Raw genomic sequence first — 19,415 nt, forward strand, 5'->3', positions numbered from 1 at the left:
AATAAACTCTCCAGCGGAGAGAAAAATAAAAATGAAATACTTCGCGAAGCATAGTTCTTCGTGCGCAGCGAGAATTATTTCAATTGTATTTCTTGTCTGTAAAGTTTTAGAGTGTTATTAATTAAAATTTACTTGAGTATTTGATAATCTGAATACCGGTATTCCGCCCTTAGAAACAGCTTTTCTCCATTTTCATTGACTCTCCAGCTCTCCCGTATACCATGAAGTTTGAAGCCTTGGATCGCTTCAAAATTCAGGTTATACACCAAACTCCGGTGATCTTTCAGCTGAACTTCGTTTCCTACCATTTCAAAAGATACCGGATCAAAGTAATACCACCAAATATCAGCTTCGGGGCCATAATCTACTCGAATCACTTCCACACGATTGCCGTTTTCCAAGGTCTTCTGACCTTCATAGGAAAGTTTTGTCCCAGCATCTAGCAGCTTCCAAGGCTGAGCCACTGCATAAAAAGCCGCATCGAAATCTTTCCGTTTTGAGGCTAAAAAATCCTCATTTTTAACTTCATTTTCGCCCATGAAATAGCTCATCTTTGCCCCATCCCAAATCGAAACATGCGTGATGCTGTCCTTGGTCCAAGTGATTTTGCCTTCGAAATAAGGCTGAAACCGAAACTCATGCCATTGGTCCAATTCGCTTTCGGTGGTCCCATCTTCGTTTAGCAATCGCGTCCATTTTCGGAATTTTAGACTTTTCAAGTCTTTCCAAGCCTCCGAGCCCCCATGAGCGTCCATTGACTTTTCCAAGAGTACTTTAGCTTCCTTCTCAGGACTTGAAGCACAGGAAATACTGATAATCAATAAGCCAAATAAGAATAGAATATTCACTTTTTTCATGAGTGCTTGGGCAGTTTTAATTTAGGGAGAAAATAGTCCAGAACTATCACCGCAAAAACCAGTGCATATTCCACAAAAAGAAACAGTGGATTTTCCTTGAAACCAGGATTTCCATAGGCCTGATAAGAGAAAATCACGGCAAAAGTCCAAATCAGAAATGTGTTTCGGTCGGTCAACAGACTCAAACCAAAAGCAGGAATCAGGTACCAAGGATGAACCACCGGCTGCAAAATCAAATAAATCAGGTAAACTAAAACCCACAAATCAACGAGTTCGGCAAGATTTTGAGGTTTCTTTTTCCAAGAAAAATAGACAATGGCCGCAAGCGTCGCAAGCGATAGAATCTTGGTCAGGGTTGCAATCGTATTGTATCCCTTAACCCAAAAACCAACTTCCCGAAGCAGGTAATAAATCGAGGCATTAAACTCAAACTTACCTTGATACAAGCTTAGGCTTTGCATAAAATTCGATCCTGCGGCACTGACAAAAAACCAACCCAAACTGATAAGTAATGCCAGTATTGCCCCAGCCCAAAAGAGAATGTTTCGGCGGGTTTTGGAGAAAAAGAACCAAGTCGGAATCATAATCATGGGAAGCAGTTTCATCCCCACAGCAAAACCCCAAAAACCACCGGAAAGTGGTTCTTGACCCTTTTGGAAAGCAAAAACAGCGGCCAGCAAAAGCATCAAAACAAGCCCTTCGAAATGGAGATTTCCTGTGATTTCCAAAATCACGAGTGGATTTAGCCAATACAGCCAAAGCAGTTTTATCGGCTTTTGGAATGCCTTGAAAATCCTCATCAATAACATAAAAACCGCTATTTCACCCAAAATCAAAAGCAAGCGAAGGCTGATAATTCCATTCGCGATCAATCCAACGGAGGCCTGGGCAGCCAACCAAAACACAGCCTGATTCAATGGTGGATAGACCGAATAATAATCCGGTGAATTGAGCAATGGAAAGAGTTGATTAAGGATCTCAGTGGATTCAAGAGGATGATTTTCCAAAAATTGCCGTGGAGTTTCCGCATAAGGATTTTCCTGCATTCGAATCAATTCCCCATCCCAAAGGAACCTGGCATAGTCATCCGACCATTGTGGAATCGCCAGAAACAAAGAAAAGCGAATCAAAAGGCCTGCGATGAAAATAAAAAACCAAGGAGTCTTTTCCTCTGAAAGTGAAAAAATCAACATCATCAGTCCAAAGAGGAGGACAAAAATACCCAGGGTAGTTTGAAAGTCAGTTCTCGGAACAAGATTTCCAAGAAAGTAGGTTAAGGCCAACATGAGCAATGCAAGTATCACCTGCACTGCATAGTTCATCATGGGTCTCAAAGTCCCAGGTCCTTTCTCAAAGGTTCAAAAATGGACTCATTTTTATTCCAATAATCCATCAGTTGCATGGAGGATCTGGTGGCAGTGGTGACTTCCTGATCGCCGTTGGCTTTGGTCCAAGTTTCGGTGAAGCTCAGGATTTCATATGGGAAGAATTCCTGATAGCGGACGGTAAGTTTCCTTCCTATTTCATCATACACTACCTCAATTTCAGCTTGATTTGAGCCTGCAGATTTTTTGGAAATGGTAGCTTGCTCCGCTTTTAAGGGGATGTGTGCAAATCGCTGGAAAATCAGGCTGGGAATCATTCGTTGATTTCCCATCGGAACCAATTCCGGATTTAGCCGAATCAGATTGAAAACCTCATCTTCAGCTACTCCATTGATCTTCAGATCAGAGTCACCTTCTGATTCGAAGTAGGAAAACTGCTTTCCGTGATAGTTACCATTTTTGTAATTGAGTTGGGTAAAAGCCTGCCCGCACCACTCAGTCACCGAGCTGGTAATCTTTGGCGAATGAACCTCCTCATAGACTGGTGTGAAGACGGAGAGCATGGTGTAGTAAGGATAAACTCCAGTCACAAATTCCCGGGTCATGTTCAGTTTCATAACTTTCTGCGCATCAGAAGGTCGATCCTCGGGATTGTCTAATTTGACTTGTTTGGTTTTGGAAAAATCCTCCGTGACAAAGATCATGACTGCCTTACCCGGACGCACTTCTCCATAGCGACTTTGCTGCAAGTCAAATACATTGATTTCTGCTTTTCCTTGGTACCAATACTTGGCGAATTGCTCATCATTGATTCCTTCGCGGGTGGAGGAAGAGCAGGCTGAAAGGAGGAAAAGAATTGGAAAAATAATTATTAGAAATTGGAGATTATGGCTTTTATAAAATGGAAATTCCATGTGGCTGATTTTAATTTTTAATTAATTGCAAATCACTTTTACTGTCCTCATCTGAACACTGAATACTGTGACTGCCAACTGTTTCACCAATACTTAAATATCGTAAAAATAATCTTATACCCCGCCCCAAAGACCCCTTTGACTGTTCCGCTGACCTTGGATACTCCAATTCGCTTGCGGTAGTTCACCGGCACTTCGATGTAGCGTAGGCCAGCCTTGTGAGCTTTGATTTGCATCTCGATCGTCCAACCGAAATTTTGATCCACCATCTTCAAATCCAGAAGTTTGGACCAAACGATCGCCCGAAATGGACCCAGATCAGAGAATTTGGCGCCTTGCATGTACTTCATCATCGTGGTCGCTAGCCAATTCCCAAAAACCTGAGGAAAAGTCATCGAACCCCTCTCCCGCTCTCCAAGAGCTCTCGAACCTATCACCATATCGGCTTTTCCCTCACGAATGGGCTGAATTAAATCCAGCATTTCCTCTGGATAATCGCTGTAATCCCCATCCAAAAATACCACAATATCCGGTTGGACATCTTGACGTTTGATCCAATCCATCGCTGTTAAGCAGGCTTTGCCATAGCCTTTTTGCGGTTCAAAGACGACCACAGCACCCGCAGACTTGGCGACTTCTCCAGTTCTGTCGGTGGAATTATTATTCGCTACCACGATGTGACGCACGATTTTGGGTATCTCTGCGATTACTTTGGGGATCGACTGCTCTTCATTATAGGCTGGAATGATGACGTCGATGAGGAGTGGATTTTGCATTAATCAGTATTAACGACCAAGGCCGTAGGATTTGAATGAGGTGATGAAAACAAGGCTATAGCCGAAAGCAAGCATGGCATGAAAGGGAAGAAAAAGGAAGTTTTCCTCGCGGAAAGCCAAACCTACCATTGCCCAAAAAACCAATGCTAAAATTCCCTCAAACCAAGTCGTCACGGGCATGCTTCGCAAAAGATAACTGTTGCCCGAAAGTTTCTCTTTCCCAGCTTCCAAGTTGAATTTTGGGGTCCGGATGAAAGGTGATTTTTTCCCGGAAAGACCTTCCCAAACAGCCTGGGCATTGTGCAGTGCAAGTCCCATAGAAACGGACAAGAACAGCGGCAATTGCCAAATCACTCCCAAAGCTGAACTGACAAAGGATCGCTTTCCATAAAAATAAGAGACCAAATAAACTCCAGCAATCAGCACAAATCCTACCAAGAAAATACCAGATAACCGAACTAAAGCTTCTGGAATAAGCCCCAGTGCTCCCGCCCACCAAACGCCAATACTGCTCAGACTTGTCACCAACACAGCGATGAAAATCGCAGAATTGAACAAGTGAGCGAAGGAATGAAACTTCACCCGAAAAGAAAGGTCCTCCTGGCTGACAGCTCCTGCATGCTTCATTGCACACTCTGCCCCGCCTTTGGTCCAGCGGAACTGCTGAGATTTGATCGCCGACATGATCGGGGGGAGTTCAGCCGGAGATTCGATTTCTGGCCTGTAGACGAATTTCCAGCCTTTGCGTTGCGCCCGGTAGCTTAGATCCAAGTCTTCGGTCAAGGTATCATCGTGCCAGTTGCCCGCATCGAGGATGCAGCTTTTGCGCCAGATTCCGCCCGTACCGTTGAAGTTGATAAATGCGCCTTGATGATTTCTTCCCATCTGCTCAATGAAAAAATGAGCGTCCAAAGCAAAAGCTTGAAGACGTGTCAACAGGGAGAAATTCCGGTTTAAGTGTGTCCATCGCGTCTGAACCATGCCGATTTTCTCGGAAGAAAAGTAGGGAATCGTCTGCAGCAAAAAGTCAGGATTTGGCACAAAATCGGCATCGAAAATGGCTATGAATTCACCAGAAGCAACTTTTAGCCCTTCCCGCAAGGCTCCTGCTTTGAAGCCGTGCCGATCAATTCGATGGATGTATTTGAAATTGATTTCAGGGTAGTCTTTAAGTTTTTCCTGAATCAAATCCACTGTCTGATCAGTACTGTCATCGAGCAGCTGAATCTCCAGTAGTTCTTTGGGGTATTTTAGCTTTGCGACCGCATCTACCAAGCGCTCCACCACATAGCACTCATTATAGACTGGCAGCTGAACGGTGACTTTTGGCCAGGCAGCTGGGATCTCATGCGGAATTTTATCCCAAGATTTTCTGGCTTTAAGAAAATGGAACAATAAATGTCCCTGCGCCAAACTGTAAATCAGGATGAAAAGCATGCCCAGAAAATACAGCCCGCAGAGAATATAAAGGAAAATCATTTACATGTTGATCTTGATGGAATCATTGCCGATAATGATCGGCAATTCATTGATTCGGTTTTCTTCGGACCCATTTTCCAACTTCAACACTCCTCTAGGACAGACTGCAGAACATACCCCACAGCCGACACAGGATGATCGAACAATGTTCTGTCCCCGCTGCGCGTACCAGCGCACGTCGATTCCCATCTCGCAATACGTGGAGCAATTGCCGCAAGAAATGCACTGACCGCCATTGGTGGTGATTCTGAAGCGAGATTTGAACCGCTGAACTATTCCAAGATAAGCGGCCAAAGGACAGCCAAAGCGGCACCAAACCCGATTGCCCATGAAGGGATAAAACCCGGTACCGACCACTCCTGCAAATGCTGACCCGATAGCAAAACCATAAAACGAATGTAACTGGTTCGTCACATTTCCCAATAAGCTAAAGCCTGAAAAGTAATTAATAAGCGTGACCCCAGTCATGAGGACAGCCAGGACTAATACAGAGTGGATAATCCATCGTTCATATTTCCAAGCCTTCACAGACTTATCCGAAAGCTGCCGAAAAGGATCTCCAACTGTCTCTGCCAATCCCCCGCAACCGCAAACCCAGGAACAATACCATCTTTTGCCAAAGAAATAGGTGAAAACTGGTACACCAACCACGATCAACAAAATCCCCCAAACCAGCATAAACATCCCAACACTGCCATTTGAAAGGAAGGTGGAAATCTGGTAATCGTAAAAGAAATCGTAATCCAGCGGCCAGATATTCTTGAAGTCAAAATAAGGCTGATTGAGCAAAACGAGGATTTCCGGGATTAAAAAGGCAAAAGCCGTCTGAAAAAACATCACAGAAGCCGTGCGAAGCTGTTGGTACTTATTGCCGCGATACTTGCGGAACATGCGGATACCCATGACAATAATCGCCAAGGTATAGATCAGCCCGTAGAGAAACCACTGACTGGCAGGATTGCCGGAAATCAACTCCGAGATCGGATTGACCATCCACACCAAGGCTACCATATAGGCCGGAAACCAATATAAAACGATGTAAAAGACGATCAGAAATGTACCCGTCAGCATCCCCAAGATTCCCCGGTTCTTCAGGGAAGAATGAAAAATCCCGTTGTTTTTGATTCCGGCTGGCTCGTCTTCATGCTTTCTGAAATTATACAAAAATCCTCCAAGGACTGCCAAGCCGATGGAAAGCATAAAAAATAACCAAGGATTATCCCGTACGGGACTTTGGAATCCAGCCTTTGCCAAAGCAAAACTGTAATCATCCCAAATGACCTGATCCCAAAGCTGCTGAGATTTCAACTCGTCATTGTAAGAATTGAAGTTTTCACTAAAAACGCTGAGAAAAGCAAAGTTGGATCCGTACTCCTGGCCATACATTGGGGCAAGAATTTCAGCCATTTTTTCTTGATGAATATCTTTGGTATTGGCTAAAACCAGCTCTTCTGAAATCCCATATTTCCCGATAAATGGAATGATGATGAACGCGGTCAAACCAATCAAAAACATTCCCAAACCTATTTTTTGAATGATGCTCATACCCTAGCTCCGAAAAGTTTCTGAATAAATGTTTTTCTGGCCGGTTTGAAACTCCCCCCAAACTCAGCTTTGAAAGCCTTTTGAATCTCGATATAATACGGAGCAAAAAACTCCGGATCAAAATTGGCCTGATCGAGCTTTGCAATTACCTTTTCACCAGACCAGTTTTCTGAAATCGCTCGGTCAAAAAACTCATGGCGAAGCCTAAAACCAAAATTGTTGACCCCATAAAGTGACCCATCCTGTCTCATCAGCATCCGAAATGCCACTTTGCCCGAAGGGTGCTCCCAGTAGAAGTTTTTGACTAAACTTTCCTCCCAAACAGGTGGCACAGTGCCGTAGGTTTGGTATTCGATATCCAAAAACTTTGCAGAATTGAACCATACTCCTGGACGGTAAGGAACTGGAGTTTTGCAGAGATTGTAAGCCAAAGTCTCTCCATGCATCCGACCAGTATACCAGACTTGCTCGATCGGGCGACGGTCTGCTGCCGGAGCCTTGTCAAACTCCGCACAATCCCCAATGGCATAGACATCGGGTAGATTGGTGCGGAAAAATTCGTCTACTCTTACCCCGCGATTGACTTCAAGCGCTGTATTTCGGAGGAAATCAATATTTGGACTCACTCCGGCGGTCAATCCAACAAACTGGCAGTCAATTTTTTCACCTTTAGAGGTGATAATGGCAATAACTTTCCCATCCGAACCAGCTTGGATTTCCTTCAATTCGGTCCCCAACCTCAGATCTATGTGATGCTCCAGAATATGTCTACCTACAAGATCTGACTCTTCTTTTGGCAAGACATTATTCCAAAAGCCATTTTCTCTGACCAAGAAAGTCACCGGTATTTTTTTGTATGCCAGCATCTCGGCCATTTCTATTCCTATCAAACCTCCTCCCACAATGACCGCGCGCTTGATTTCACTCTGGGTATTGGCCTCCATGAGTTCTAAATCCTGCTTGGAATAAAGTCCCTGCACACCAATTGAATCCTGCCCAGGCCATCCGAATTTATTGGGTTTGGATCCAGTAGCGATTACCAAGATGTCGTAAGCGAGGCTTTCTCCAGACTTAAAAACCAGCGATTTTTTATCGAAATCAACTTTTTCTACCCAGGCTTCTTTGAGTCCGATCCTGTTTTTCTCCCAAAAATGATTTTCATACGGCTGGGTATGTTCAAACTTCATCTGTCCCATGTAGACATACATCAGTGCCGTTCTTGAGAAAAAATACTTGGATTCACCCGAAACCAAGGTGATCTGACAATTGGAATCCAACTTTCTCACATGGCGGGCACAAGTGACTCCGGAGATTCCGTTGCCGAGTATAACTACATGACGATTTTGATTCATTTGGGTGAAAAAGTTTGGGATAAGTTAGCGAAAAGTGCTCAGCTATTCATTCAGATTCCAGTCGTAATCCAAGTGAGAAATTTTCGCATTGGGTTTGATTTTCACTTTGGAATACAAATTCAGAAAATCGATTAGCGTTCCTTTTTTGGTAAAATCGCCTTTGAACCAAGAGAAAATCGAGGAAATTTCAGCTTGATCAGCTTTGATCTTGTTCCGTGTAGGATCATTGATAAAACTAGTGGCAACTTTTGTAAGCTGTGCATCGATCTTTTCTGCCACAAAAGCTTCATTCAGCAATGGAGGGCAGGATACGGAAGCACAATTGATGGCAAAGTGAATGCGAGGCTCATCAAATTCCTTACGCAAAATGGAATGCTCGATCTCATCCAGACTGGACTCCACTCCTCCAATTTTGAAAAACTTATAGTGCCATACGTCTTTCACAAGCGGAATTTTCAAGGCTGGTCCGAGATCACGAATGCTTTTCACAGGATAATTATCCACGATTAGCTTGACGGTAAATGCATTGTAGGCATTGATCCAATAGGCTAGCTGTTGGTTTTTGGACCAGGTTTTTCGATCAGGAGCATTTTCAGAGAGCAGTTTGGTGTATTGCTCCAATTTTGCCTTGTCCTTGATGAATCCTTTATAATCTACAGTTCCATCCGCATTCACGTGGGATTTCACAAGTTGATCCCAGATCGCATGACTTGGCGGCGTAGTGTTTGCCATGCCTAAGGAAGAACTTTGGCAGGAAAGCATCAGAAAACTAAGGGCGAGAAAGAATACAGTTAAAATTTTCATGGTCTTTTTTATTACAACTACGCAGTAACATGAAGGTAAGATGAAACGGCTCTTCAAAGTGTCGGATAAACGACATGCGTGTGGCTATCAATAAACTTTTTCACCTTTCTGCAGCCAAATCCCCCAAGTCTTGGAATAGGTATGGACTTTCTGCGTCGGTTGGCCACCTGCTACGAGTGGTTTGGTTTCATTAGACCAATGAATGATCCCTCCATAGAGATTGTAGACTTGAGTAAACCCAGCTGCCTGGAGTTTTTTACCGATATCCTGTGATCTAGCCCCTACGGTGCAATACACCAACACAGGCTTAGTTTTATCCAAATCTGCTACATTTTGAAGGGTAAATGTATCGTAACCCACCCAAATGGCTCCATCTAGGTGGCTGACCTCATACTCCTCCTTTTCCCTCGTATCCAAGACCTGAAATTGACTTAGATCGATGACCTGATTTGGCTTGATCACGGGAAAATCATCGTCGTAGAGTCCGTCTAAAAGGGTCTTGTAGGCCAGAGACTGCGAAAAACCAGATGAAGACGCGAAAAATAATACACTAAATCCTAGAAGAAGGAAGCGAATTGGCCTGTGGAAAGAAGTAAGGTAAACCATGAGTAAAAAACCTGAAAAGAACTTTTATAGTTCGATCAGGCATAGAAATCAGAGAGTCTGGCTAGACCTCTTTTATCTTTGATGATGATCTTTTTACCATCTAGATCGATCAGATTGTCTTTTTTAAACTCCGATAAAAGTCGAATGACAGATTCTGTGGCGGTTCCTACGATACCTGCAATCTCTTCCCTGCTCAAAATCAGATCGATGGGCTGGTTTTCACCACCCTCCACTCCATAGGAATTACCAAGCTGCAATAGTACAAAAGCAAGTCGCTCTCGAATACTTTTCTGAGTGGCATCTGTCAATTTCTCCTCCATGACTCCGATCTCATGGCTCAATGATTTGGTGATTCTCCGTAAGAACTCGGTATTATGGAGGAGAGAATTCATAAAGGCTTCCTTTGGAATAAAGCAAATTTTGGCATCTTCGACGATCATGGAGGAATTAGAATAATTCTCTTCTCCCAGCAACGCCGCATAACCTAAAAAATCACCCTTTTTGGACAAGTGGATAATTTGCTCTTTTCCATTTGAGGCAGTTTTATATACCTTCACTACCCCGGCATTAATGCAAAATATACCCAATGGCTTCGTGCCTTCATTGTAAAGAATTTGGCCTTTTCTGTGAGAAATCAGATTTTTATGTTCTGATATCGTACAAATCTGAGATTCCGGAAGATCTGAGAAAAGCGAATACTTTCTGCTAGAACATAGTTCGCAAGGAGTATTATGAGTCTGGCTGGGCATGATTTACTTTTGCTAGTCTAATTACTGGTTAATATAAAAAATCACTGATCAAGATCATAAAAAAACGGCTTATTTCGGACATTCTGACAAGCTAGTTCGCTGTACATAGTTCATCTGTTCCTTTGAGTACTCCAAATATACATGTACTAGCCCATTTGACAGAATAAGGTGGCTACAATTGAGGGTTGAATTATATGTCATGATTTGGTTTAGCACTTTTTGATCGATGGCAATGTTCGGCGCTTTACACTCCACTAAGAGGTACGGATTGTGCTGCCGATCAAAGACCACAAGGTCAGTTCTTTTCCTTATCTTGTTGTATTTCAATCCCTTTTCAAGGGAGAACAACCCCCGGGGATACTGATGATGGTGGATCAAATTGTTGATCCAATGTTGGCGTACCCACTCTTCGGGTGTTAGAAGCAGATGTTTTTTTCTGAGAAAATCAAAAATATAAAGCTTGCCATCTACTTGCTGCAACTGAGGCTCAAAATGAGGGAGATTCAGGGCCGGAAGACTAATTTTATTGATTAACTCAGTACTCATGCACAAAGATGCCAAAAAATAAATTGGTCATCCTACCAGAAAAATAATCTTAATCGAAATTCAGGTAAGGTTGAATCTTGTCAACCCATTCCTGCTTGAAAATCTTCACTTTAAGCAAATCATCTGCAGAGGTGAAGCGGCCGTGTTGCTTACGAAAAGCAACCAAGACTTTCGCTTCACCATAACTGATGTAGGGATGTTTGGCCAAGTCCTCTACCGCCAAGTCATTAATATTGATCTTTCGATAGATTCCGGGTTGGAACTCAAAAAACTCCCAAAGTGCTTCAGCAGTTTCTCCATTGACCCCAAATACTTCATTCAATTGACTTTTGCTGTGAAATCCTCCTAGATTCTCACGGTATTTTATAATTCTCCCAGCGGTAGCCTGACCTATTCCGGGTACTATCTGAAGTGTAATGGAATCAGCCTCTGAGAATGGAATCCGGTTGATATTTTCCAACTGCCTTTGATTCCTAGTTGACTTGACAGTGTCCTGTGGGTTGAAAGTGGGCAGTGGCGAGGATACTAGCTGGACACCCAAATCCTCCAAACTGTCCAATCGTCCTTGATACGAGAGGAATAGGTTTTCAGCTTTTCGGTTTTTGAAGTAGGCAAGTGCAGAAGGTAGTAATCCAAAAAGGATCAAAAACGGGATCAACAAAACGAAGCCTTTGGATTCCTTTCTGGAAAATCCAAGGTAAGACTTCAGCCAATAGAAAAAATCGTTTCTCATGACCCAAAAAGTTATGGACAAAGCGTATAACTGATAAGTTAAAACTATTGAATTTATATTCCAATTTCTGCCAATTTTGTATCCGAATAAAAAACTACTATTTAGACAAATTCTAAATTAAACAGCTATTACACGAAATAAACTTTTGAGGGGACATAGTCTGTTAAATTTGCGTTGCAAGACTTTATAAGATGCACACTAAGTTTAGAGCTTTAAGTTTATCACATAAAACTGCTCCAGTTCAGATCAGAGAATTGATATCACTGGACGAAGAGTCTATTCACCGAATACTACTGAAGCTGAAGGAGTTCTTCAGTTTAGGTGACGCACTCATTTTATCCACTTGCAATCGAACCGAGGTATATTACAGCCACGAGTTAGACTTAAGTACAGAGATCATCAAGCTGATCGGTCTGGAAAAAGGACTGAGTGATGTGATCAATTATCTGGAGTATTTTGAGGTTTTCAATAAAGATCGCCAAGCGATTTCCCATCTTTTCAGAGTAGCTATCGGGCTCGAAGCTCAGGTTGTGGGAGATATTCAGATCTCAAACCAAGTCAAACGCGCATACCAGACCGCTGCGGACTTGGATATGGCAGGGCCGTTTTTGCATCGTCTGATGCATACGATCTTTTTCACCAACAAAAGAATAGTCCAAGAGACAGCTTTTCGAGATGGTGCAGCATCACTTTCCTATGCTACGATAGAGTTGATTGACAGCTTGACTTCCAATATCTATCAGCCCAGAGTATTGCTTATTGGTGTGGGAGAAATCGGTGAAGATGTTGCCAAAAATATGGTTCACCTGCCAGAGGCAAAAGTCAAAATAACCAATAGGACCCAATCTAAAGCTGAAGATATAGCAGGACCGATGGGTTTTGAAGTAGTTCCTTTTGAAGATTGTCGTCAGGCGATGAAAGAGGCAGATGTCATCATCTGCTCCATCATGAGAAATGAGCCCTTTATCACCAAAGAACTTGTCCAACAATTTGATATCCAGAGTTATAAACTGCTAGTTGACCTTTCTGTTCCCCGAAGCATCGAGACCTCAGTGGAAGATGTGCCAGGAGTAGTTCTATACAATGTAGACAATATCAGAAGCAAAGCTTCAGAGGCATTGGAAAAGCGCCTTGCCGCAATTCCCAAAGTAGAAGACATCATAGACGAAAGTATCGAGGAATTCTATAGCTGGAAAAAGGAAATGATGGTCTCCCCCACCATTAACAAACTCAAGCAATCCCTGGAGCAAATTCGTCAGGAAGAGTTGGCCAGATTTCTTAAAAAAGCCGATCAAAAAGAATTTGACCTCATCGATAAAATCACCAAAAGTATGATGCAAAAGATTCTTAAAGTGCCTGTGGTACAGCTCAGAGCAGCATGCAAACGTGATGAAGCAGAGGAAATGATCGAAATCATCTCGGACATCTTTGACTTGGAAAAGGTCAAAATCGAAAAATAATTCAGGTTTTTGCAAATACAAATGACCAGAGGATCAAACAGAATCCTTTGGTCATTTTATCTTTAGCCCCGCTAGCATTTAATCCCAAAAAATGGTCTCACATCTACTGCGAATCCTCTTATTCTCATTTGCGCTATTGGCCTTGGCCCCGTCACTTTCTGCCCAAACCTGGGAAGTCTATGATCTTCAGGGCAATCTCAAGTCCCTGGCGATCTATGACCGAATCAAAGTTTTAAGTGAGACTGTCATCGTGGGAAAAAATGAACAGGGCCTTGCGATGCTCTCCCGGGAATTGAATCCATTGGTAGACCTTAAAGGTGACGAGGTCTTCCAATACCTAGCGCCTTGGATCCTCGTAAAGGGACCAAATGGAATCGGTGCTTTCCACGAATACGGGCTGCAGGCGTTGCCATTGGAATACGACGAAATCAATACGTATTTCAATTTTTTACTCGGTCGCAAAGGCAGCGATTTTTGGTATTTCGACAAAGGAAATGGCAAGACCACAGCTTTGGGAAAATGGGATTCTTTAAAATTCAGTAAAAATGGGATTTTGATCGGTCAAAAAAATGGAGGCTATTTTTTACCCTTATCCAAAGATCCCGAACGGAGATTTGACCTAATCGAGGAAAACGAAGGAAGCTATCTTTTGGCAAAAGAATCCACAGGATTCGGAATCTTAAACTTCGAAGGAAACTATGTGATGCAACCCATCTTATCGCAACTGGAGCATACCACAGGAGATTATTTTTATGGATTTGATGAAAATCAATATCTGTTGATCAAAGGAGACTTCATCAAATCAGATGTATCCTACAATTCTTATCACAAAATAACCAAGGAAGGCGATCTGCTACTTGAATTTATCCATGGGAAACTGAGAAGAGTCATGGAAGAAGATGGAATTCTGCTGGATGCCGTGGGAATGGAATCTGTCAAAGTAGTAGGCAAAAAGCAATATAACGTTGCTTTTAGGGATTCTACCATTGGCTTATTGGGAGAAAATGGATGGCAAGTAAAACCTACCGTTGGAATTGACTGGATCAATCCGGGTGCAGAGGGTCTTTTTCCGGCAGGCAAAAATGGTAAAAGCGGATTTGTCAATTCAGAGGGAAAATGGGTGATTGAGCCCAATTATGCGAAAGTGGAAAACTTCAATGAAACTATTGCTTCCTTCAGAAATTCACCAAAGTGGGGGCTGATCGGAACTGATGGCAAAATCATCAGTGAGGCCAAATGGGATGAGATAAAAAAATTCTCAGCTGGAATGGCAGTAGCCAAGGCAGAAGGAAAATATTTTCTTTTAAACAAAAATGGTCAGGTGATCAATGAAGAAGGTTTGGATCAAATCTGTAGACTAAAAGAGGGATATTTTTTAGTAGAAAAGGGGGGAAAGCGTGGGCTATGGAATACCTCAGGAGAAGTGATCCTCCCATTAGAATTTGACAATATTCAAGTAGAAAAATCCGATTTCTTCATCGTGACCAAAGACGGATCTACTGGAGCGCTAAATGAAAAAGCAGAGGCAATTTTCCCGATCAATTACAAAGAAATCGTGGCTGATTGGGCGGGAAATCAGATTTTGGTAAAAGAACTCTACAAACCTGTGGTGATTCAACTGGAGGAACCAACCACTGGAAAAAGAAAAAAGGGAGCTTAACTGCTCCCTTTTTTAATTATTTCTTTTCTGATTTCCCCGACCCGGAATCTTTCGAATCTTTGTCCGAAGTGGCGATCGAATCCCTCATCGAAGTATCCGACTTGATGTTTTCCATTCGATAATAATCCATTACTCCAAGTTGACCTGATCGGAAGGCTTCGGCTAGAGCTCTTGGAACTTCTGCTTCTGCTTCAATTACTTTTGCCCGCATTTCTACATTTCTCGCTTTCATCTCCTGCTCTAAGGCTACAGCCATCGCACGTCTTTCTTCAGCTTTTGCTTCAGCTACTTTAAGATCGGCAGAGGCCTGATCGATTTGGAGTTTTGCACCTATGTTAGTTCCTACATCAATATCAGCAATGTCAATTGACAGAATTTCGAATGCTGTACCTGCATCCAATCCACGCTGCAGCACTAATTTTGAAATTCGGTCAGGGTTTTCCAACACTGTTTTGTGATTGGCTGAAGACCCGATAGAGGTCACAATCCCCTCACCCACTCTGGCCAAAATAGTCTCTTCTCCTGCTCCACCTACTAGTTGGGCGATATTTGCCCTTACTGTCACTCTTGCTTTAGCAATCAACTGAATCCCATCTGCGGCCACTGCAGCAACATTTGGTGTATTGATCACTTTGGGATTGACAGAGATCTGGACTGCTTCAAATACATCCCGACCCGCGAGGTCAATAGCAGTGGCTTGTTTGAAAGAAAGACTAATATTGGCTTTGTCTGCTGAGATTAAAGCTCGAATCACTGTTGGAACATTTCCACCCGCTAAATAATGGGTTTCAAGATCACTAGTAGTCAAATGAAGACCAGCCTTGGTAGCAGTGATCAAAGAGTTGACAATAATACTTGGCGGGACTTTCCTGAATCTCATACCAACGAGTTCTAACAACCCCACTCTGACATTTGAAAAAATGGCTGTAATCCATAATCCAACAGGCACAAAATAGAGAAATATAAATAAGACAACGATAGCCAAAAATGCAGCTACCAACAAGAATAATGAACTATTTGGATCCATAACTATTTATTTAACTAATATTTTATTGTTTTCGATTCTAATAATACTTACTGATTTTCCTACTTCAATAAAGCCACTTTCTGATTTAACTTCATAAACTTGATCTCCAAAAATTACTTTTCCGAAAGGTTTAATATCTGAGATAGACTTTCCTGCCATACCCACAGCCAAACCTAAAGTTCGACTATCGAATACCCCCCCTTCTATTTTTCCTTTTAGGGCAAACCGTTGCCAAATATTAGAACTAAAGCCATACCAAATAACTCCTACATTAACCAAAGCTGTAATCCCTGCAATCCATTGAGCGGTGATTAAATCAAAAGATAAAAAAGCAAAGTAGACCCCTCCCAAACCAGCCATCAAGCCAAGGAATCCTACCACGGTAGTTCCAGGCACAAAAAAAACCTCAATTAAAATTAAAATAACACCTAAAATCAGGAGGCTGGATAAAATCAGGATTGTCATGGCCTTAGAAAAGAATAGAATTTAGCCTAAAATACAAGAATAGTAGATGAAACCCACATGTGCATAAAAAGAAAACCCGGAAGTTGATTTTCCGGGTTTTGATTTTAGTAGGCTTTTGCAAAATAAACTCTGCCTGAAGATGGCTTTCCAGTCAGGATACATGAGCCTTCTTCTTCTTTACGATCCAAAGGAATGCATCTTATCGTTGCCTTGGTTAGCTCCTTAATTTTTTCCTCGGTTTCAGGGGTCCCATCCCAATGTGCGGCAAGAAATCCACCTTTACTTTCAAGCACATGCTGGAATTCTTCCCATGTATTGACTTCGGTAGTAACGGAGGTTCTGAAGTCCAAGGCTTTTTTGAAAATTCCTTCCTGAATATCGTCCAATAGTGTCGAGATTTTCTCAGCGATGGGCTGTGAGTCAAGCGCAAACGTCTCTTTTGTCAGAGTATCTCTTCTTGCAATTTCGATCGTACCATTTTCCAAATCCCGAGGGCCGATTCCTATTCGTACCGGTACTCCTTTGAGTTCATATTCCGCAAATTTCCATCCTGGTTTTTGAGTATCCCGATTGTCATATTTCACAGAAATTCCCGCCTTTTTCAGTTCAGCCACGATCTCACTCACCTTGACTGAAATAGCTTCCAATTCTGCCTCACCTCTATAAATCGGGACGATTACTACTTGGATCGGAGCTAATTTTGGAGGAAGCACAAGCCCGTTATCATCCGAATGTGCCATGATCAAAGCTCCCATGAGTCGAGTACTTACTCCCCATGATGTTCCCCACACATAGTCTAAACCACCTTCTTTTGTAGCAAACTTCACATCAAAAGCCTTGGCAAAGTTCTGACCCAAAAAATGTGATGTACCGGCCTGAAGCGCTTTACCGTCTTGCATCATCGCTTCTATACAGAAAGTTTCATCAGCTCCTGCAAAACGCTCATTTTCAGTTTTCTTCCCTTTCACCACCGGTACAGCCATAAATTCCTCTGCAAATTGCGCATAGACATTCATCATCTGAACAGTCTCATCCATTGCTTCTTTGGATGTAGCATGGGCGGTATGCCCTTCTTGCCAGAGAAACTCAGTAGTCCGAAGGAAAAGTCGGGTTCTCATTTCCCATCTGACGACATTTGCCCATTGGTTGACCAGCAAAGGAAGATCACGGTACGATTGAATCCAGTTTTTATATGTGCTCCAGATAACAGTCTCAGAAGTTGGACGAACGATCAATTCCTCCTCCAGTTTGGCGTCCGGATCTACAATTATGCCTGAACCGTCTTCGGCATTCTTAAGTCGATAATGCGTTACCACAGCACATTCTTTCGCGAAACCCTCCACATGATTGGCTTCTTTGCTCAGAAATGATTTTGGGATGAAAAGCGGGAAATATGCGTTGGTATGGCCAGTTTCTTTGAACATTTTGTCCAGTTGCGCCTGCATTTTTTCCCAGATCGAATAGCCATAAGGCTTAATCACCATACATCCACGAACCGCGGAATTTTCGGCTAAATCTGCTTTTTTCACCAATTCATTGTACCACAGTGAATAATCTTCACTGCGCTTTGGAAGTCCTTTGCTCATCTGTTGGATAAAATATTAAAATGTCTTTATTTTTGCTTAAATAGGGCTGGCAAATATAATCCAAAAAGTATAACCTAGGGATTGTCAGTTCGTATAACAAAGCAACAATCAACTTCAACCATGAAGAAATTACCTCTCATTACCGCTTCTTTATTAATTGGATCAGTAGCTCTTTCCTCCTGCAGTAGTAATAAAATGATTGCAAGTGCCACGAACGACAACCTCTATTTCATGGCATCGGATGTGAAATTGGCTACTAAGTATGCCGTAGACAACAACAATCCAGAGTCCTTTGAGAATATTTCACAAGAACCTGAACTGATAGAACAAAACTTCAGTGCCAGAAATGTCAATCCAGAATATATTTCTCGATACCAGACAACTGAAAACTCAAACACCGCTGGCGATGAAGTAGTCTATTTTGACGAAGGTGCATCTCAGCAGACTTCAGGAAACATTAATGCTTACGACAATTATTCAGTCGCACAAAATGGTAACGGATCATCCGGATCCAATATCAATTTCAACTTCGGATTGGGCTTTGGATATGGCGGAATGATGATGAGTCCTTGGGGATTCTATGATCCATTCTGGGGTCCCGCATGGGGATATAGACCTTGGGGATTCAGACCTGGTCTTTCTATCGGATTGGGATTTGGATGGGGAAATCCTTGGGTTGATCCATTTTGGGGTAATCCATACATGGCTTGGGGTAATCCATATTGGGGATCAGGTTTCGGATGGGGAAGACCTATTTATGCGGGACGACCCATCTATGTATTGCCAGGAGGTGAATACGGTGACAGAAGAGTAGTAGCAGGAGCTAGACCAACCAGAGGTTCTTCTATGACAAGTGGTGGAATCGGTTCCAGTCAAGCAGGCCTCATGCCAAGTACTTCAAGAGCTCAAGCAAGAGCTAATGCCACTACTGCTTCCAGTCCTTCTGCAAGAAGACTGGTGTCTTCTGGAAACTCCAGAGTAGCGTCAAGAGATTTTGGCAACTCCCAAAATGATTACTATAATTCCTCGAGAAGCAGAGTCGCTACCACTCGAAACATGAATTCTCCAGTAACTGACAGGGGAACGGCGACCACCAGATCATCCAGAAGCGCAGTTCCTTCTGCCAGAAGTACCAATGCTTACAGCTCAAATTCTTCGTTAAGATCTCCATCAAGAAGTACTTCCCCTGCCTATAATGGTAGAACTTCAAGTCCTTCTTACAACATGAGAGGAACAAGTCCTTCCTACAATAGAAATTCGGCACCGTCCTATAACAGGTCTTCTACTCCTTCTTATAACAGAAGTGCAAGTCCTACTAACAGAACGGTCACACCAAGTAGATCAAATAATTCACCGTCTTTCAGCGCACCAAGCAGATCAAGCGGTGGAAGTAGTTTTAGTGCTCCGAGCAGAAGCTCAGGAGGATCTTCCGGCGGAAGTGTTGGCGGATCCAGAGGAGGAAGGGGGAATTAATTTCCCCCTTTTTTTTTCGGAATTTTAGCACAAAAAAACAGTGCATACGTTTATTTGA

General features: G+C 42.7%; 18 protein-coding genes. 3 read left to right on the top strand and 15 right to left on the bottom strand.

What is annotated here, in order from left to right:
* Positions 1-128 precede the first annotated feature (128 nt).
* The 12 genes from DK188_RS08635 to DK188_RS08690 form a co-directional block, all read right to left on the bottom strand.
* Positions 129-857: a DUF6503 family protein gene (locus DK188_RS08635; RefSeq protein WP_111670415.1), complete on the bottom strand. Its 729-nt coding sequence runs from the start codon at positions 855-857 to the stop codon at positions 129-131.
* A complete protein-coding gene (locus DK188_RS08640) occupies positions 854-2,182 on the bottom strand; it encodes a glycosyltransferase 87 family protein (RefSeq protein ID WP_111670416.1) in 1,329 nt (442 codons plus the stop codon). The genes DK188_RS08635 and DK188_RS08640 overlap by 4 nt, the downstream gene beginning before the upstream one ends.
* 5 nt (positions 2,183-2,187) lie before the next feature.
* The gene (locus DK188_RS08645) at positions 2,188-3,096 is read right to left on the bottom strand and encodes a hypothetical protein (protein WP_111670417.1); all 909 of its coding nucleotides are present in this window, start codon (positions 3,094-3,096) and stop codon (positions 2,188-2,190) included.
* A gap of 83 nt (positions 3,097-3,179) precedes the next feature.
* Complete coding sequence (locus DK188_RS08650) at positions 3,180-3,872, bottom strand: glycosyltransferase family 2 protein (RefSeq protein ID WP_111670418.1); 693 nt, start codon at positions 3,870-3,872, stop codon at positions 3,180-3,182.
* 9 nt (positions 3,873-3,881) lie between these two features.
* Positions 3,882-5,351, bottom strand: a complete 1,470-nt coding sequence (locus DK188_RS08655; RefSeq protein ID WP_111670419.1) for a cellulose synthase family protein — start codon at positions 5,349-5,351, stop codon at positions 3,882-3,884.
* Entirely contained in the window at positions 5,352-6,896 is a 1,545-nt protein-coding gene (locus tag DK188_RS08660) for a 4Fe-4S binding protein (protein WP_111670420.1), read from the bottom strand.
* Positions 6,893-8,248: an NAD(P)/FAD-dependent oxidoreductase gene (locus DK188_RS08665; protein ID WP_111670421.1), complete on the bottom strand. Its 1,356-nt coding sequence runs from the start codon at positions 8,246-8,248 to the stop codon at positions 6,893-6,895. Before DK188_RS08665 ends, DK188_RS08660 begins: the two co-directional genes overlap by 4 nt.
* Positions 8,249-8,290: 42 nt before the next feature.
* Positions 8,291-9,052: a DUF547 domain-containing protein gene (locus DK188_RS08670; RefSeq protein ID WP_111670422.1), complete on the bottom strand. Its 762-nt coding sequence runs from the start codon at positions 9,050-9,052 to the stop codon at positions 8,291-8,293.
* Between the two features lie 87 nt (positions 9,053-9,139).
* Positions 9,140-9,658, bottom strand: a complete 519-nt coding sequence (locus DK188_RS08675) for a rhodanese-like domain-containing protein (RefSeq protein ID WP_111670423.1) — start codon at positions 9,656-9,658, stop codon at positions 9,140-9,142.
* 35 nt (positions 9,659-9,693) lie between these two features.
* On the bottom strand, positions 9,694-10,407 hold the full coding sequence (locus DK188_RS08680; protein ID WP_111670424.1) for a Crp/Fnr family transcriptional regulator: 714 nt from the start codon (positions 10,405-10,407) through the stop codon (positions 9,694-9,696).
* Positions 10,408-10,476: 69 nt separating this feature from the next.
* Positions 10,477-10,953 carry a type I restriction enzyme HsdR N-terminal domain-containing protein gene (locus DK188_RS08685; RefSeq protein WP_111670425.1) on the bottom strand — a complete coding sequence of 159 codons (477 nt, stop codon included), beginning with the start codon at positions 10,951-10,953 and terminating at the stop codon, positions 10,477-10,479.
* 49 nt (positions 10,954-11,002) lie between these two features.
* A complete protein-coding gene (locus DK188_RS08690; RefSeq protein ID WP_111670426.1) occupies positions 11,003-11,686 on the bottom strand; it encodes a ComEA family DNA-binding protein in 684 nt (227 codons plus the stop codon).
* Positions 11,687-11,877: 191 nt separating this feature from the next.
* Here DK188_RS08690 and hemA point away from each other — a divergent pair, with 191 nt between their 5' ends.
* Both hemA and DK188_RS08700 read left to right on the top strand, forming a co-directional pair.
* Complete coding sequence (hemA, locus tag DK188_RS08695; protein ID WP_111670427.1) at positions 11,878-13,146, top strand: glutamyl-tRNA reductase; 1,269 nt, start codon at positions 11,878-11,880, stop codon at positions 13,144-13,146.
* Positions 13,147-13,237: 91 nt separating this feature from the next.
* Positions 13,238-14,806 (top strand): WG repeat-containing protein, encoded by a 1,569-nt coding sequence (locus DK188_RS08700; protein WP_111670428.1) that lies wholly within the window; start codon positions 13,238-13,240, stop codon positions 14,804-14,806.
* Positions 14,807-14,822: 16 nt separating this feature from the next.
* On the opposite strand, the gene floA is transcribed toward DK188_RS08700, so the two are convergent.
* From floA to proS, 3 genes are all read right to left on the bottom strand, one after another.
* Positions 14,823-15,833: a flotillin-like protein FloA gene (floA, locus tag DK188_RS08705; protein ID WP_111670429.1), complete on the bottom strand. Its 1,011-nt coding sequence runs from the start codon at positions 15,831-15,833 to the stop codon at positions 14,823-14,825.
* A 6-nt stretch (positions 15,834-15,839) separates the two neighbouring features.
* On the bottom strand, positions 15,840-16,298 hold the full coding sequence (locus tag DK188_RS08710) for an NfeD family protein (RefSeq protein ID WP_111670430.1): 459 nt from the start codon (positions 16,296-16,298) through the stop codon (positions 15,840-15,842).
* A gap of 104 nt (positions 16,299-16,402) precedes the next feature.
* Positions 16,403-17,884, bottom strand: coding sequence for a proline--tRNA ligase (gene proS, locus DK188_RS08715; protein WP_111670431.1), 1,482 nt, complete (start codon positions 17,882-17,884; stop codon positions 16,403-16,405).
* Between the two features lie 120 nt (positions 17,885-18,004).
* Between proS and DK188_RS08720 the strand changes: the two genes are divergently transcribed.
* Entirely contained in the window at positions 18,005-19,357 is a 1,353-nt protein-coding gene (locus DK188_RS08720; protein WP_232825698.1) for a hypothetical protein, read from the top strand.
* Positions 19,358-19,415 lie beyond the last annotated feature (58 nt).

Origin of the sequence: Algoriphagus litoralis, assembly GCF_003259255.1 — a bacterium.
Classification (GTDB): Bacteria; Bacteroidota; Bacteroidia; order Cytophagales; family Cyclobacteriaceae; genus Algoriphagus; species Algoriphagus litoralis.